This window comes from Nocardioides sp. Soil796 (assembly GCF_001429525.1).
Classification (GTDB): domain Bacteria; phylum Actinomycetota; class Actinomycetes; order Propionibacteriales; family Nocardioidaceae; genus Nocardioides.
Genome location: NZ_LMSQ01000019.1, coordinates 87026 through 102735 on the forward strand (window position 1 = coordinate 87026; position 15710 = coordinate 102735).

General features: G+C 70.3%; 13 protein-coding genes. 3 read left to right on the plus strand and 10 right to left on the minus strand.

Going from position 1 to position 15710, the window contains the following annotated elements:
* Positions 1–14: 14 nt before the first annotated feature.
* The gene (locus tag ASH02_RS17715; RefSeq protein WP_056678752.1) at positions 15–1607 is read right to left on the minus strand and encodes a substrate-binding domain-containing protein; all 1593 of its coding nucleotides are present in this window, start codon (positions 1605–1607) and stop codon (positions 15–17) included.
* A 152-nt stretch (positions 1608–1759) separates the two neighbouring features.
* On the opposite strand from ASH02_RS17715, the gene ASH02_RS17720 reads away from it, so the two are divergent.
* Positions 1760–2368, plus strand: coding sequence for a hypothetical protein (locus tag ASH02_RS17720; protein ID WP_056678754.1), 609 nt, complete (start codon positions 1760–1762; stop codon positions 2366–2368).
* A complete protein-coding gene (locus tag ASH02_RS17725) occupies positions 2365–2904 on the plus strand; it encodes a hypothetical protein (RefSeq protein ID WP_056678756.1) in 540 nt (179 codons plus the stop codon). The genes ASH02_RS17720 and ASH02_RS17725 overlap by 4 nt, the downstream gene beginning before the upstream one ends.
* Before the next feature lie 10 nt (positions 2905–2914).
* On the opposite strand, the gene ASH02_RS17730 is transcribed toward ASH02_RS17725, so the two are convergent.
* Complete coding sequence (locus ASH02_RS17730; RefSeq protein WP_200951080.1) at positions 2915–3991, minus strand: adenosine deaminase; 1077 nt, start codon at positions 3989–3991, stop codon at positions 2915–2917.
* Between the two features lie 91 nt (positions 3992–4082).
* On the opposite strand from ASH02_RS17730, the gene ASH02_RS17735 reads away from it, so the two are divergent.
* Positions 4083–4535: a MaoC family dehydratase gene (locus ASH02_RS17735; protein ID WP_056678760.1), complete on the plus strand. Its 453-nt coding sequence runs from the start codon at positions 4083–4085 to the stop codon at positions 4533–4535.
* Between the two features lie 133 nt (positions 4536–4668).
* Here ASH02_RS17735 and ASH02_RS17740 read toward each other — a convergent pair whose 3' ends face one another.
* The 8 genes from ASH02_RS17740 to ASH02_RS17775 form a co-directional block, all read right to left on the minus strand.
* On the minus strand, positions 4669–5955 hold the full coding sequence (locus ASH02_RS17740; RefSeq protein ID WP_056678763.1) for a thymidine phosphorylase: 1287 nt from the start codon (positions 5953–5955) through the stop codon (positions 4669–4671).
* Positions 5952–6350: a cytidine deaminase gene (locus ASH02_RS26695; RefSeq protein WP_056678767.1), complete on the minus strand. Its 399-nt coding sequence runs from the start codon at positions 6348–6350 to the stop codon at positions 5952–5954. Before ASH02_RS26695 ends, ASH02_RS17740 begins: the two co-directional genes overlap by 4 nt.
* Positions 6351–6352: 2 nt before the next feature.
* A complete protein-coding gene (locus tag ASH02_RS26700; RefSeq protein ID WP_056678770.1) occupies positions 6353–7660 on the minus strand; it encodes an ABC transporter permease in 1308 nt (435 codons plus the stop codon).
* Positions 7657–8823, minus strand: a complete 1167-nt coding sequence (locus ASH02_RS17755) for an ABC transporter permease (RefSeq protein WP_056678773.1) — start codon at positions 8821–8823, stop codon at positions 7657–7659. The genes ASH02_RS26700 and ASH02_RS17755 overlap by 4 nt, the downstream gene beginning before the upstream one ends.
* Positions 8820–10328, minus strand: coding sequence for an ABC transporter ATP-binding protein (locus ASH02_RS17760; RefSeq protein WP_056678776.1), 1509 nt, complete (start codon positions 10326–10328; stop codon positions 8820–8822). Before ASH02_RS17760 ends, ASH02_RS17755 begins: the two co-directional genes overlap by 4 nt.
* A 101-nt stretch (positions 10329–10429) precedes the next feature.
* A complete protein-coding gene (locus ASH02_RS17765; RefSeq protein ID WP_056892116.1) occupies positions 10430–11521 on the minus strand; it encodes a BMP family lipoprotein in 1092 nt (363 codons plus the stop codon).
* Between the two features lie 132 nt (positions 11522–11653).
* Positions 11654–12829 (minus strand): amidohydrolase, encoded by a 1176-nt coding sequence (locus ASH02_RS17770; protein WP_056678781.1) that lies wholly within the window; start codon positions 12827–12829, stop codon positions 11654–11656.
* Positions 12830–12924: 95 nt separating this feature from the next.
* Positions 12925–15693, minus strand: coding sequence for a hypothetical protein (locus ASH02_RS17775; RefSeq protein WP_156388832.1), 2769 nt, complete (start codon positions 15691–15693; stop codon positions 12925–12927).
* Positions 15694–15710 lie beyond the last annotated feature (17 nt).

The window sequence follows — 15710 nt, forward strand, 5'->3', positions numbered from 1 at the left end:
GGACTCCGGGACGCTCAGCGGGCCAGCAGCGCCTGCGAGATCACCGCGAGGATGTCGCGCGGGTCGCGGGCCGGGTAGGCCGATCCCCCGGTCGCCTCGGCGATCCGGGTCAGCTCGGTCATGTCGGCGTCCTCGGAGATGCCGATCGCGATGATGCGCACAGGTCGGGCCATGTCGGCCTCGGCGCGCAGCGTCTTCACCAGGGAGGACAGCCCGATCGACCCGGGGTCGTCGTTGGCGCCGTCGCTGAGGATGACCACCGAGTTGAAGTAGCGCTCGTCGTACTTCTTGATCGCCTCGCGGTAGGCGGCCAGCGTGGTGTCATAGAGTCCGGTGCCACCGGTGGTGCGGTCGACCAGACCCTCGATCGCGCCGACCAGCCGGGCGCCCTGGTCGCCCTCGCCGAGGGCCCGCAACGGCGCCAGCTGCTTGTAGTCGACGCCGGGGCCACCCTGGTCGATCGAGAACGACCACAGGCCGACCCGCGCATTGCCGGGGAACTCCGACAGGGCGCGACGGGCTGCGTCGACGGCGAGCTCCATGCGGGTGCCGTCGCCGGTCTCGAAGTCCATCGACCCCGAGGCGTCGACCACGGCCAGCATGCTGGTGGGCACGGTGAGGACGGTCCAGCGGCGCAGGTCGGACTGGACGTCGGCGATGTTCGGCTGGGGCAGCGCGGTCACGTCGCCGAAGCCGACACCGGCGGCCAGCGCGGTGCCGTCGGCCTTGCGGAAGTCGGCCTCGCTGAGCAGGTCCTGGCCGGCGCGTCCCTCGAGGTAGGAGACGAACTCGCCCGACGCGTCGGTGGAGTCGTCGTCGACCTGGGCCATCGAGACCACGGGGTACTGGAGGAGCAACGTGCCGCTGTCGGGCACCACGAACGACAGCGCACCGTTCTGGCGCTTGGCGGCCAGGTAGTGCTGCTCGGTCACCGGCACCAGCTGCTTGGACGTCGTCGAGATCGCGGCCAGCACCTCGTCGGCCGGCTTCGCGGTGCGGGCGCCGTACTGCTGGGCCAACGGCACCATGCGGGCGGTGAGTTCGTCGGCGGAGGCGCCGGTCGCGCTGCTCTCCGCGCGAGGGGCGGCGAGGGCAGCCGCGGACGGACCGTCCTTGGTGGGGTCCTGGACGACGACTCGACCGCTCGACAACGCGTCGAACCAGGAGCCGGGTGCCGCGGCCGACGGGCCGCCGGCCAACGCCACGGGGCTGCTCGCGATCGCCTCGGAGAGCACCGTCGATCGCACGCCGGCATCGCTGAGCTGCTTGATCCACACGGGTGAGTCGGGGACCCACAGGTCGGGGGCGCTTGGGTCGCGGGCGACCAGGGCGTTGAGGGCCTCGGCCGGGACCATCGCGACGACCTGGACCTCCACGCAGTCGACCTCGTCGACCATCGCCTCGGCGGCCCGGGTGAGCGCCGGCGCGATGTCGGGGGCTGCTGCCACGGTGGTCGTCGAGGTGCTTGCGCAGGAGGAGTCCTCGCTGCGGGCGCGCCACAGCACAGCCGCCACCACACCGATGATCAGCACCAACACCAACAGGCCGATCCACAGTGGGAACCGGCTCGCCTTCTCCCGTTCGCGGGCATGAGTTCCGCTGCCCATTGCGCCTCCCTACGCATGAATGCGAGTTGCCCCGCGAGGGCAGGGTAGTGCACAAAGGACGAACCGATGTAAACAACTCAAACGTTATCCACCGAATCGATGACGCCCAGCAGGGCGGGAATCGGTGGGTGCAGGGCTGGCACAATGAGCGCGTGCATGCGCGTGTGATCGTCCTCGCCGGGCCTTCGGGCGCCGGGAAGTCCCGGCTGGCCCAGCGTACGGGGTTGCCGGTGCTGCGCCTCGACGACTTCTACAAGGACGGGTCCGACCCGACCCTCCCCCGGCTCACCGAGGGCGCCAACGCCGGCCTGGTCGACTGGGACCACCCCGACTCATGGCTGCCCGACGACGCGCTCGCGACCCTGAGCGAGCTCTGCCACAGCGGGTACGCCGAGGTGCCGGTCTACGAAATCGCGCAGAACGGTCGGTGCGGCTCGCACACCGTGCACCTCGACGGCTCGCCCCTGTTCGTCGCCGAGGGCATCTTCGCGCAGGACATCGTGGCCGCCTGCGAGGAGGCCGGGCTCCTCGCCGCGGCGTACTGCGTGACCCAGCGGCCGGTCGTGACGTTCTGGCGTCGCCTGACCCGCGACCTTCGCGAACACCGCAAGCCACCGTTGGTGCTGCTCCGACGCGGCCTGGCGTTGATGCACAACCAGCGGGCCGTGGTGGCCGACGCGGTCGCCAAGGGATGCCGCCGCTCGACGCCCGACCAGGCGTTCCACGACATCGAGCGGATGCGTGTGGAGGCGACGCGGTGAACCCCTGGGACCAGCCCCTCCGCCAGCCCAACCAGCAGACCTGCGGCGCCGCCGTCCTCGTCGTGGCCCGCATGCTCAACGACCCCGCCTACCGCGACCGGGTCGCCACGGTTGACGACTTCCGCGACGAGACGCTCGCCATGCACCGCCGTACGACGAGCGGCGTCGACGTGCTCGGCCGGTTGCAGCTGCCGTGGCCGCGGGCGTTGGGCACTCCCCCGTGGGCGGTGGCCAACCAGATGACCGGTTCCTCGGGCGCACAGGGTGCGACCTATGCGCCGCACCTGGTGACCCCGTGGCGGCGCACCGACGCCCTCGAGCAGATCAAGTCGGCGGCCGATGCGGGCCACGTCGTGCCGCTCTTCGTCGGCAGTCGCTGGCTGCCGCGTCACGTGGTGCTGGTCCTCGACGCCGACCTGACGGTCTACGACCCGGCACGCGGTGTGCGCGACCGCATCGAGCCGGACCGGTTCGTCGAGGGTGACGTGTCGGTCTCCGGCTGGTCGCGGCCGTGGTTCACGGTGCTGCCTGACTGAACGTCAGAGGCTAGGACGCCTCGGCCAGTGCGGCGTACCCCGGCTTGATCACGTCGTTGATGATCGCCAGCCGCTCGTCGAACGGCAAGAACGCCGACTTCATCGCGTTGATCGTGAACCACTGCAGGTCGTCGAGCCCGTAGCCGAACGCCTCGACCAGCGAGTGCATCTCGCGGGTCATCGACGTGCCGCTCATCAGGCGGTTGTCGGTGTTGACCGTGACCCGGAAGCGCAGCTTGGTCAGCAACCCGATCGGGTGCTCCTCGATCGAAGCGGCCGCGCCGGTCTGGATGTTCGACCACGGGCACATCTCCAGCGGGATGCGCATGTCACGGACGTACGCCGCGAGGCGGCCCAGCTCGACGGTGCCGTCGTCGCCGACCGTGATGTCGTCGATGATGCGGACACCGTGGCCGAGCCGCTCGGCGCCGCACCACTGGATCGCCTGCCAGATCGACGGCAACCCGAAGGCCTCGCCGGCGTGGATGGTGAAGTGGGCGTTCTCGCGCTGGAGGTACTCGAACGCGTCGAGGTGACGGGTCGGCGGGAAGCCGTCCTCGGCGCCGGCGATGTCGAAGCCGGCCACTCCGCGGTCGCGCCACGCGACGGCCAGCTCGGCGATCTCGCGGGAGCGGGCCTGGTGGCGCATCGCGGTCAGCAGCTGGCGTACGACGATCCGCCCGCCGGCCGCCTCCATGCCGCGGTCGAAGCCGTCACGCACGGCTTCCACCACCTCGTCGAGGCTCAGCCCGCCGTCGAGGTGCTGCTCGGGTGCGTAGCGGATCTCGGCGTACACGACCCCGTCGGCGACCAGGTCCTCGACGCACTCGCGCGCGATCCGCTCCAGCGCCGACGCGGTCTGCATCACCGCGACGGTGTGGTCGAAGGTCTCGAGGTAGCGCACCAGCGATCCGGAGTTCGCGGCATCGGCGAACCACTGTCCGAGCAAGCTGTCGTCGTCGACGGGCAGCTCGTGACCGATGGCATGGGCCAGCTCGGCCACCGTCTGCGGGCGGACACCACCGTCGAGGTGGTCGTGCAGCAACACCTTGGGGGCACGTCGTACGACGTCGGCAGTCAGGGACACCTGCCCATCATGGCAGCGAAGCGCACGGAGGGTGAGACAACACGGTTGGACGCGTCGTGGGGAACGGCGTGAACGACTACGCTCCACAGGTATGCGCGTCTTCACGACATTCGATGAACTGACCGAAGCTGCCGGCACCGACCTCGGCACCAGCGAGTGGCTGACCGTCGACCAGCGCCGGGTCAACGCCTTCGCCGACGCCACCGGTGACCACCAGTGGATCCACGTCGACCTCGAGCGGGCCAAGGACGGTCCCTTCGGCGGCACGATCGCCCACGGCTACCTGACCCTGTCGCTGATCCCGTGGCTGGGCAGCCAGATCTTCACGTTGCAGACGCCGGGGGCCAAGCTGAACTACGGCGTCAACAAGGTGCGCTTCCCGAACCCGCTCAAGGTCGGCAAGCGGATCCGCTCGCACGTCGCCATCGCGGACGTCGTCGACATCCCCGCCGGCAAGCAGCTCACCGTGCGCCACACGATCGAGATCGAGGACGAGGCCAAGCCCGCCTGCGTCGCCGAGACCGTCGTACTCCTGCTCCCCTGATCCGCCCGCGCCACCCCCACTCGAGTAACGCGGGGTTACGGTCGCTCCACACGCGTTCTGACACGGGCGAACCGTCAACAGCACCGCACAAGAGCCGCTGTGCAGGCACCGCCGTACGACGACCCGGGCGGGGTCAGGCGATGCGGTCGATCACCAACGGCTGCGGGGTGTACGCCGACCCGTCGGTGCCGATGTCGTAGCCGCCCTCGAGTGAGGCCAGCGCACGGTCGAAGCGTTCCGGCTCGTCGGTCAGCAGCGTGAACAGCGGCTGGCCCTCGGTGACCTCGTCACCGGGGCGTGCGTGCCAGACCACGCCCGCCCCGTCCTGCACGGCGTCACCGAGCTTGGCGCGTCCGGCACCGAGCCGCCACGACGCCAGCCCGACCGCCATCGCGTCGAGCCGGGTCAGCACGCCGGAGGCCGGTGCGTTCACCACGTGCGACTCGCGGGCGGTGGCCATGGGGGCGTCGGGGTCGCCGTCCTGGGCCCGGATCATCGCCTTCCAGGCGTCCATGGCGGAGCCGTCGGCCAGCTTGTCGGCCGGGTCGAGATCGGTGACTCCGGCGCCGGCCAGCATCTCGCGGGCCAGGGCCAGGGTCAGCTCGACCACGTCGGCCGGCCCGCCCCCGGCGAGCACCTCGACCGACTCGGCGACCTCGATCGCGTTGCCTGCGGTGAAGCCGAGGGGGGTGGACATGTCGGTGAGCAGGGCGACCGTGTGCACGCCGGCGTCCTTGCCGAGCGAGACCATCGTCTCGGCCAGCTCGCGGGCCTTGTCGAGGTCCTTCATGAAGGCACCGGTGCCGACCTTCACGTCGAGCACCAACGAGCCGGTGCCTTCGGCGATCTTCTTCGACATGATCGACGAGGCGATCAGCGGGATCGCCTCGACGGTGCCGGTCACGTCGCGCAGCGCGTAGAGCTTCTTGTCGGCCGGGGCCAGGCCGGTGCCGGCGGCACAGATCACCGCGCCGATGCTCTCGAGCTGGTCGAGCATCTCCTCGTTGCTCAGCGCCGCCCGCCAGCCGGGGATCGCCTCGAGCTTGTCGAGGGTGCCGCCGGTGTGGCCCAGTCCCCGGCCGGACAGCTGGGGAACCGCGACACCGCAGGCGGCCACGAGCGGGGCCAACGGCAAGGTGATCTTGTCGCCGACACCGCCGGTGGAGTGCTTGTCGGACGTCGGGCGCGACAGGGTGGAGAAGTCCATCCGCTCCCCCGACGCGATCATCGCGTTGGTCCAGCGGGAGATCTCGCGGCGGTTCATGCCGTTGAGCAGGATCGCCATCGCCAGCGCCGACATCTGCTCGTCGGCCACCACACCGTCGGTGTAGTGGGCGATCACCCAGTCGATCTGGCTGTCGGTGAGCTCCTGGCCGTCGCGCTTGGCGGAGATCACCTCGACGGCGTCGTGCTGGGTCACGTGGTCTCCTTCGTCAGGTCATCGGGTCCGAACGGGTCGGGCAGCACTTCGTCCATGCGGCGTACGCCGGACACGGTGAGCAGCAACAGCTCGCGACCGCCGTTCTCGAACAGCAGCTGACGACACCGACCACAGGGCATGATCACGTCGCCGCTGCCGTTGACGCACACGAAGTGGGTCAGCCGCCCTCCGCCGGTGGCGTGCAGCGAGCTGACCACACCGCACTCGGCGCACAGCACCACGCCGTACGCCGCGTTCTCGACGTTGCAGCCGACCACGGTGCGCCCGTCGTCGACCAGCGCCGCGGCACCCACGCGATAGTTCGAGTACGGCGCGTAGGCGCGCGCGGCGACGTCGACGGCGGCCCGGGTCAGGGCGTCCCAGTCGACCTCCACGCTCAGTCCTTCACGTAGGGCTGGCCGTCGGCGGCCGGCGGGCGGACCCGTCCGACGAAGCCGGCCACGGCGATCAGGGTGGCGAGGTAGGGCGCGATGGCGATCAGCTCGGAGGGCACCTTGGTGACCAGGCCGAAGTCGTCCTTCATGGCCGCGGTCAACGCGAAGAAGAGCGCGGCCATGGTGGCGCCGACGGGGTGCCAGCGGCCCATGATCACGGCAGCCAGCGCCATGAAGCCCTGTCCGTTGGCGGCGTTGTCGTTGAAGGACCCCGACGAGCCGACGGTGTAGAACGCGCCACCGAGACCGGCGAGGGCGCCACCGAAGAGAATCGCCTGCCAGCGCACGCGATTGACGCGGATGCCGACGGTGTCGGCGGCCTTGGGGTGCTCGCCGACCGCGCGGACCCGCAGGCCCCATCGCGTCTGGTAGAGCAGGAACCACACCAGGAACGGCGCCAGCAGGGCCAGGTAGACCAGGATCGACTGGTTGAACAGGGCACGCCCGAGCACGGGGATGCTGGAGAGGCCGGGGATCTCGATCGGCGTCAGCGGATCGGGCGAGTCGGAGAGCAGCGTGTTGAGGTGCGCGTTCTCCTGCTCGGTCGGGATCTGCCCGCGCAGGAACGTGGTCAGGCCCAGTGCCAGGGCGATCAGCACGACACCGACGACCACCTGGTCGACGTGGTAGCGCAGCGAGAACAGGCCGAGCATCAGGGCCACGACGACACCGGCCAGCGACGCGGCGATCATGCCGACGCCGTTGCTGTAGGCCAGCGCGCTGACCACGGCACCGAAGAACGCGCCCATCAGCAGCTGCGCCTCGATGGCGATGTTGATGACACCGGCACGCTCGCACACCACGCCCGCGAGGGCGCCGAGCACCAGCGGCGGGCAGTACTTCACCATGCTGGGCAGTGGATTGGTGATCCAGGCCTCGACCGCCGCCGTCTGGTCGGCGTAGTACCAGACGGTGAACGCGGCGTAGAACGACAGCCCGACTGCGACGTGGATCAGCATCGCCCAGCCGTTGCGTGGGATGCGGTTGATCACCGCGACGACCAGGGCGATCGAGACGATCGCGAAGCCGATCCAGACCAGGCGCAGGCCGTTGAACGGCTCGGGCTGGTGCTCCTTGGAGAGCTCGTCGGCGTTGAGGAACAGCACCTGGGAGTTGTCGATGCTCAGCGCCATCATCAGGACCAGCACCCACACGATGCCGAAGGCGACGACCAGCTTGATCTGGCGGAGCTTGTCGGTGCGGTCGCGGACGGGCTTCTCGCTGGCCGTCACGGTCGTGGTGGTGCTCATGCGGAGACTCCCTTCGCGGCGAACGTGCTCGTGGGTTCCTTGCGTCGCTGTCGCACGATCCACCGGACGATGGCCGGTGCGGCGACGAACAGCACGATCAAGGACTGGATGACCTGGACCACCTCGGGGGCGGTGCCCGCGCTGGTGGTCTGCATGGCGCCGCCACCCACGGCGAGGATGCCGAACAGGAAGCCGGCCAGCACGCTGCCGAGCGGGGTGCCACGGCCCAGCAGCGCGACCGTGATCGCGTCGAAGCCGACCGAGCCGACCAGGCTGGCGTTGTTGCTGGCCTGGTCGCCGTTGATCATCATCGTCGCGGCCAGGCCGCTGAGCCCTCCGGCGATGACCATGGTGAGGATGAAGACCTTCGCGGTGCTCATGCCCGCCGTGCGGGACGCGTCGGGGTTGGCGCCGACCGAGCGCAGCTCGAAGCCGAGGGTGCTGCGGGTGAGCAGCCACCAGACCACGGCCGCGGCGACGAGGGAGAGCAGCACACCCATGTGCACGCCCAGCACCTCGGGGAAGGCGGCCGCGTCGGGCACCGGCGGCGACTGGGGCAGGCCAAGGTCGTCGTCGGGGCGCTGGAACGACTTCAGCTCACCCAGCGCGTAGGCGAGCACCCCGAACGACGCGATCTGGTTGAGCATGATCGTGCTGATCACCTCGTGGGTGCCGGTGGCGGCCTTGAGCAGGCCGGCGATGCCGCCCCACAGGGCTCCGGCCAGTACGCCGGCGAGCACCGAGGTGAGCAGCAGGATCGGACCGGGGAGGTCCCAGGTGAAGCCGACGTAGCTGGCCGCCAGCGTGCCGAGGATGATCTGGCCCTGCGCACCGATGTTGAACAGCCCGGCGCGGAAGGCGAGCGAGACGCCGAGGCCGGCGCAGATCAGCGGGGCCGAGCGGTTCAGCGTGTTGGCCAGGCCCTCTCCGGAACCGAGCGAACGGTCCAGCAGTGCGCCGTACGACGTGGTGACCACGTCGAAGGAGCGGGAGAAGAAGTCCCACGGGTAGGAGAAGAAGTAGCCCATCGAGTCGATGACGGACTCGTTGCTCAGCGCCATCAGCACGGCACCGATCAGGAGTGCCAGCACGATGGCCGCGGCGGTGGTGAGGACGCCTTCGAGTGCCTTGCGGTCCAGGCGCAGGCCGGGTCGCTTGGTCACGCGGCACCTCCCTCGGCGCCACCGGCGCCGGCCATGAGCAGACCGATCTGCTCGCGTTCGATGTCAGGACTGACGGTGTCGACGATGCGTCCGTCGTACATCACCGCGATGCGGTCGGCGAGCGCGAAGATCTCGTCGAGCTCGGTGGAGACGATGATGACGGCGGTGCCGCGGTCACGCTCGGCGATGATGCGCTTGTGGATGAACTCGATGGAGCCGACGTCGACGCCGCGGGTGGGCTGTGAGGCGATCAGCACCTTGAGTGGCCGGGAGAACTCGCGGGCCACGACGACCTTCTGCTGGTTTCCTCCCGAGAGCGACCCGACGGGCGTCTCCCGCGAGGTCGTGCGGATGTCGAACTCCTGGATGCGGTCGTCGGCGTTGCGCTCGATCTCGGCGAGCTTGAGCGCCGGACCGTTGGAGAACTCGGGTGAGCGGTAGAGGTCGAGGACGAGGTTCTCGCGCACGCTGAACGAGGAGACGTAGCCGTCGTGGGAGCGGTCCTCGGGGATGTAGCCGATGCCGGCCTCGAGGCTGCGCCGGGGGCCGTAGCGGCCGATGTCGTCGCCGTCGAGCATGATCTCGCCGGCCGAGGGGCGGATCAGTCCGAGGAGCGACTTGATCAGCTCGGTCTGGCCGTTGCCCTGGACCCCGGCGATGCCGAGGACCTCACCGGCGCGGGCCTCGAACGAGACGTCCTTGACGACCTCGTGGCCGCGGGGGTCGATGATCGTGATGTTGCGGGCCTCGAGCACGGGGGCACCGACCTCGGCGGCGTCCTTGTCGACGGTCAGCTTGACCGCGCGACCCACCATCATCTCGGCCAGCTCGGCCTCGGTGGCGGTCGGCTCGGCGGTGCCCACGATCTTGCCGCGGCGGATCACGCTGATCCGGTCGCCGACAGCCTTGACCTCGCGCAGCTTGTGGGTGATGAAGATGATCGAGGTGCCCTGGGCCTTGAGCTCACGCATGATGCCCATGAGCTCGTCGATCTCCTGCGGGGTGAGCACGGCGGTCGGCTCGTCGAGAATCAGGACCTTGGCGTCGTTGGCGAGGGCCTTGAGGATCTCGACGCGCTGCTGGACACCCACGGGGATGTCCTCGACCAGCGCCTTCGGATCGACTCGCAGGCCGTAACGGTCGGAGAGGTCGCGCACCCGTTGGGCCGCGGCGCCGCGGTTGAGCACCGGGCCGCCCTCGCGACCGAGCATGACGTTCTCGGCGACGGTGAAGACCGGGACCAGCATGAAGTGCTGGTGCACCATGCCGATGCCGGCGTTGATGGCGTCCTTGGGCGAGGCGAACGTGACGGGTTCACCGTCGAGCAGGATCTGGCCCTCGCTGGGTTCCAGGAGCCCGTAGAGCATGTTCATCAGCGTCGACTTGCCGGCGCCGTTCTCGCCCAGGAGGCAGTGGATCTCGCCGGGTTCGATGGTGAGGTCGATCGCGTCGTTGGCGACGAAGTCACCGAAGCGACGGGTCAGCCCCTGGATCTGCAACTGCATGGCACTCCCTTGTGCGATGACTGGCGTCGTACGAAGGATAGAGGGAGACGGGTCGGGGCGGGAACCGTCAGTTCCCGCCCCGACCCTACGAGGAGTAGGCCTCAGGAGATGGTGATTTCTCCCGAGATGATCTTGGCCTGGAGGGCCTCGATCTCGTCCTTGGTCTCCTGGTCGATGTCACCGTCGAACTCGTGGAACGGCGCCAGGCTGACGCCGCCGTTCTCGAGGGTGCCCTCGTAGGGAGTGTTGTCGAAGGAGCCGTCGATGGAGCTCTTGATGGCGTCCTCGACCGCGACGTCCATGCCCTTCATGACCGAGGAGAGCAGGATGTCGCAGTACTCGGCGGCCGAGACGCAGCCGTCGGTGTCGACCCAGATCGCCTTCTTGTCCGCCTGCTTGACGGCCTGGAGGCCACCGAGGCCGGCGGGACCGGCGACCGGCATGACGATGTCGGCGCCCTGGCGGATCAGTGCCTCGGCGAGCGACTGGCCCTTCGACTGGTTCTCGAAGTCGTTGGTGAAGGAGCCGTCCTGCTTCTCGGCGTCCCAGCCCACGACCTTGACGTCGGCGCCCTTGTCGGTGTTGTACTGCTCGACACCCTTGACGAAGCCGTCCATGAAGATGGTGACGGTCGGGATCTTGGCGCCACCGAAGGTGCCCACGACCTGGCTCTCGGTCTGCGAGGCGGCGAGGTAGCCGGCGAGGAAGGCCGGCTGGTCGGTCTTGAAGCCGAGGCCCTTGAGGTTCTTGGCGGGCTTCTCGTAGCCGAAGTCGACGATCGAGTAGTCGATCTTCGGGTGCTTCTTGGCCGCGGCAGCGGTGGCATCACCGAGGAGGAACCCGACCGTGGTGATGTTCTTGCAGCCGGCCTTCGCGAGGTTCTCGAGGTTCGGTGCGTAGTCGGCGTCGGCCTTGGACTCGGCCTCGGCGGTCTGGATGCCGTAGTCGGTCTTGGCCTTCACCAGGCCGTCGTGCGACGTCTGGTTGAAGGACTTGTCGTCGAAGCCGCCGGAGTCGGAGACCATGCATGCCTTGAAGTCCGGGTGCTGCTCCTGCGGCGTCGTGGACTCCGACGCGCTGGGCGAAGCAGAGTCCTTGGCGTTCGAGTCGCCGTCGTCGCCGCGCTCGCCACAGCTCGTGAGGGCGAGGGCGGCCAGGCTCAGCGCAACTGCAATACGTGCCGTCTTCTTCACGGCGGTCCTCCTGGGGTCGGGGCAGGCCCCTGTCAACCGGGCCAGTCGGGTCACATTAAGCCCAACCTCGCGGAAATGAGGCGATTCGAGCCGAACTGTTACCTGCCGGTGACCGATCGTCTTCCGGACGACTCAGACGAGGGACTCGAGTGCCGCCCCGACCAGCACGGCCGCGCCGATCGCGATGGCGCGCTCATCAATGCGCAGGTCGCCCTGGTGCAGGTCGTACGTCGGACCACCCGGCGTGCGGGTGCCGAGCCGACCCATCGCTCCGGGAACTCGCTCGAGGTACCACCCGAAATCCTCACCGCCCAGGCTCTGCAACGCGGGCAGTGCACCGTCGGGGCCGAGCACGGCGGCCACCGACCGAGCCAGCGCAACAGTGGCCTCGTGGTCGTTGACGACCGGCGGCACCCCGCGCTGGTAGACGATCTCGGCGGTGACGCCGTACGGCGCAATGATCTGGGCGATCAGCTCGCGCACGAGGTCCTCGGCGCCGGCCCAGGCGACCGCGTCGAGCATGCGCACGGTGCCGGCGACCCGGCCGGTGGCGGGAATGACGTTGTGGGTGGCGCCGGCGCGGATCAGGCCCCAGACCACGCTGACCCCGGCCCGTGGGTCGAGTCGACGCGAGAGTACGGCGGGCAGCTCGGTGACCAGCTTGCCGAGCGCGAAGGTGAGGTCCTCGGTCAGGTGGGGCCGCGAGGTGTGCCCGCCCTTGCCGACCAGGTGCACGTCGAGCGAGTCGGCAGCGCCGGTGAGCGGCCCTTCCCTCAGTCCGATGTGGCCGACGTCGACGGTCGGGTCGCAGTGCAGGCAGAAGACCCGGTCGACCCCGTTGAGGGCGTCGCGGGCCAGCAGCTCGAGTGCTCCGCCCGGCATGACCTCCTCGGCCGGTTGGAACAGCAACCTGACCCGGCCCGCGAGCATCCCGCGGGAGGCGAGCTCGGCCAGGGCCAGACCGGCACCGACGAGAGCTGTGGTGTGCACGTCGTGCCCGCAGGCGTGGGCCACTCCCGCAACGGTGCTGCGCCAGGGGTCGTCGGTGCGGTCGTCGACCGGGAGCGCGTCGAGGTCGGCACGCAGCGCGACCACGGGCCCGGACTCCCCCACCTCGGCGATCAGTCCACTGCGCGGCAGGCGGCGGACGCGCAGCCCGGCCTGCTCGAGTCGCGCCGCCACCTGCTCCGTCGTCCGTGCCTCGCTCCACGACAGTTCGGGGTGGGCGTGGAGGTCGCGCCGGAACTCGAGGAGCTCGACGGCGTACTTCTCGAGGACTGTGGCGACGAGTTCGTGGGCTTCAGACATGACCCGGTGAGCATATCCGCCGCGGCACCACCCCGGGCGCAACCGACCGCTGCCCGGAACCGGCCGATTCCCCGGTCAATGCGTCGCGTGGCGGTTCACGCGAGCGCGCCGCCGGCCCGGTGCGGCCGACCCGGCAGGAGCTCCTCGAGGAGTGCCTCGGTCTCCGCGTCGAGCGGCGCACCGCACCCTCGCAGCACGTCGCGCATCTCCACGGCGACCTCCTCGAGGTCCGAGCCGTCCGGGTCCACCGAGGCGCTGCGGAGCAGGTCACGCCACAGCACCTGGGAGGTCGGCGAGAGCCGCAGCCCGGCCCGACTCGCGGCACCCGCACCGCCGGGGTCCCCCGGCAGCGACAGCTCGACCAGCCGGTGGGCGGCGTCCGTGACGACGTCGGTCACCTGGCGTTCGAGGCGCGTGCGGGCCAGCCAGCTGTAGCGCTGGGCGGGCCGCCCCTCCAGCAGCTCCCCGCGGACCAGCTGCAGGGCGCGACGCAGCAGCTCGCGCTCCTCATCGGGCCCCCGTCCCCGGGACTCCAGGGCCAGCTGGCAGAACGCGTGCCAGTCCACCGCCACGTCGTCGCTGAGGTGCAGACGGCCCTCCTCGGTCTCGCGCAACCGGTAGGAGCCGTCCTCCTCCAGCCCGAGCCAGTCGCGCACCCGGTCGATCGTGGCGTCGCGTACGTCGGGAGTCACCCCGCCCGGCCAGATCGAGGCGCCCACGACACTGCGGTGGACCGGAGCCGGCTGGACGGCCAGGAAGGTGACGATCTCGGAGGCGAGCGCGACGCGTGCGGGGTCCATCGCGTTGCTGGCCCGCAGGTCCAGGGCGCCGAGCACGCCGACCCGGACCGCAGCGACGCTGAAGTGGTCGTCCCTGCCGGAACGTGGCGGGCGGGGCACGGCGACCCGGTCACCGTCATGGATCGGGGACGGCTGCCGCGCCTTGGCGAAGAGCCCGGCCAGCTGCTCACCCGCGGCGGCGGTGAGCCGCACCGCGTCGACCTCGATGCCGAGCAACGGCACGTGCAACCGACCGGTGTCGTCGACATCCAGCTGCCAGCGGGCTCCCGGGACGGGGACACACGCCACGACTCCGACGCCGCTGTGCGGCGTGGCCACGAGGCGAGCGAGCCGGTCGACCGTGGCGGGGTCCGTCGGGGCGGCTCCCATCACGAGGTACCTGCCCGGCTCGCCCGGCGTACGTCGTGCCTGTCCGGTGAGTACGTCGGCGGCAGCGTGGCGCGGCGACGTGCCGGCCCAGTCGGTGACCAGGGCTTCCAGGTCGTCGACCGGCTCCACGTGGGTCCCGCCGATCGTGGCCAGGGTCGGTTCGAGGTGGTAGCCGCGGACGACCTGCTCGTCGGCCCAGGGCGCGACCGCCAGCTGCACCGCCCAGGCCGAGACCACCTCACGCGCGATGACGTCGGAACCACCCAGGCTGAGCAGTCCGCCGAGCGCCTCGAGGTCGAGCAGGACGTCGTTGCCGTCATCATCGCGGCCGAGGCAGACCAGTCCGGGGTACGGCGCAGGGCCGCGCTCACCGGGAAGGTCCGCGTCTGCCGGGAGCTCCCAACGGGCACCGTCGTCGTGGACCGTCCACGGGGACGGCGCCGACATGGTGGGCGGTGCCAGATGGAGGGTCACCGACGTCGTGGACACGGTGACCGCATGTGCCTGCGGCACCGCGAGCCGCTCGAGCTCACACGATGCGGCCAGGCTTCGCAGGGCGACGTCGAGGCGCTCGGCGCGATCCGTGTCGGCACCGATCCTGAGCTCCACCTCGGCCTCGAGCTCCTCCGCGGTGGCCAGCCGGCCACGCCGGCGACGCCGCTCGGCGACCAGGCCCAGCAGCAGGGCGGCAGAGAGCAGCCCTCCCCTGGCCAGTTGGGTCATGGTGCCCCGGGCGTCGCGGTCGGCGACCTCCATCGCCTGCTCGCCGGCGCCCGCTCCGGTGCGTTGGTCCTGGACGGACTGTGCCTGCGGCACGCCACCGGCCAGGAAACCGGTCTCCTGGCCCGCGGCCTGCCCGGTGTCGCTGACTCTCGGCGCACCGACGGCGTCCTCGGGCATGATCAGCACCCAACCGGGCTGGATCAGTCGCCCGAGGACCAGCTCCTGCCCGTCGGGCTGGATGCGTCCCTTGTTCAGGTCGAAGATCTCCTGCCAGCGACGGCCGTCGCCCAGCGACTTCTCCGCGATGTCCCAGAGATTGTCGTGGTAGTGCCCGTCGGGCGGTTGCACGATGACGACCTTCTTGCCGAGGACGTCCGTCATGTCCTGCGGAACACCGGGCACGTGGACGCGCGGCGACGACTCGAGGGTGCCCTGCGCGACCCCCACCACCTCGTCGTGCTCGGTGGCCGTCGGGGACTGGCCGGCGGTCGCCGTCGGCGCCGACGGCGGGCTGGCCTGGCTCGTCGTGGCGTTGCCGCTCGGCGTGGGCACGGGCATCGACGCCTGCGCGGCGCCCGTGCTGCCGAGGAAGATGCCGCCCACCAGGGCGGTCCCGACCAGTGCACGTGCGAGGGCCTGGGTGTGCCCGGACAAGGGAACCGGTCGGGGCAGGCCACCGCCTCGCACCAGGCTCGCGACCTCGGCCAGGGTGCAGACCACGAACTGGAGCCACGCCAACCACACGACTGCCCGGAACACGACGAGCAGGGCGTCGATGCCCAGGGGCTGGGTCAGGTCGCCCCGGTCGGGAAACCCTGTGGGGACCGGCGGCGGGCCGGTCAGCAGCCAGAGCGCTGCGGGTACGACGAACACCAGGACCAGTAGGGCCAGGCCGGCTCCGATCGCCTTGGCCAAGGAGGGGCGTTGCTGTTGCGGGGGCGGGGCAGCGAACCGCTCGGGTCCACGAGGCACGTGCACTCCTTGGGGGT

Bases quoted from the DNA above. Each gene is read 5' to 3' on its own strand.
- ASH02_RS26700 (WP_056678770.1), bottom strand. From the start codon at position 7,660: ATGAGCACCACCACGACCGTGACGGCCAGCGAGAAGCCCGTCCGCGAC.
- ASH02_RS17770 (WP_056678781.1), bottom strand. From the start codon at position 12,829: ATGTCTGAAGCCCACGAACTCGTCGCCACAGTCCTCGAGAAGTACGCC.
- ASH02_RS17760 (WP_056678776.1), bottom strand. From the start codon at position 10,328: ATGCAGTTGCAGATCCAGGGGCTGACCCGTCGCTTCGGTGACTTCGTC.
- ASH02_RS17735 (WP_056678760.1), top strand. From the start codon at position 4,083: ATGCGCGTCTTCACGACATTCGATGAACTGACCGAAGCTGCCGGCACC.
- ASH02_RS17715 (WP_056678752.1), bottom strand. From the start codon at position 1,607: ATGGGCAGCGGAACTCATGCCCGCGAACGGGAGAAGGCGAGCCGGTTC.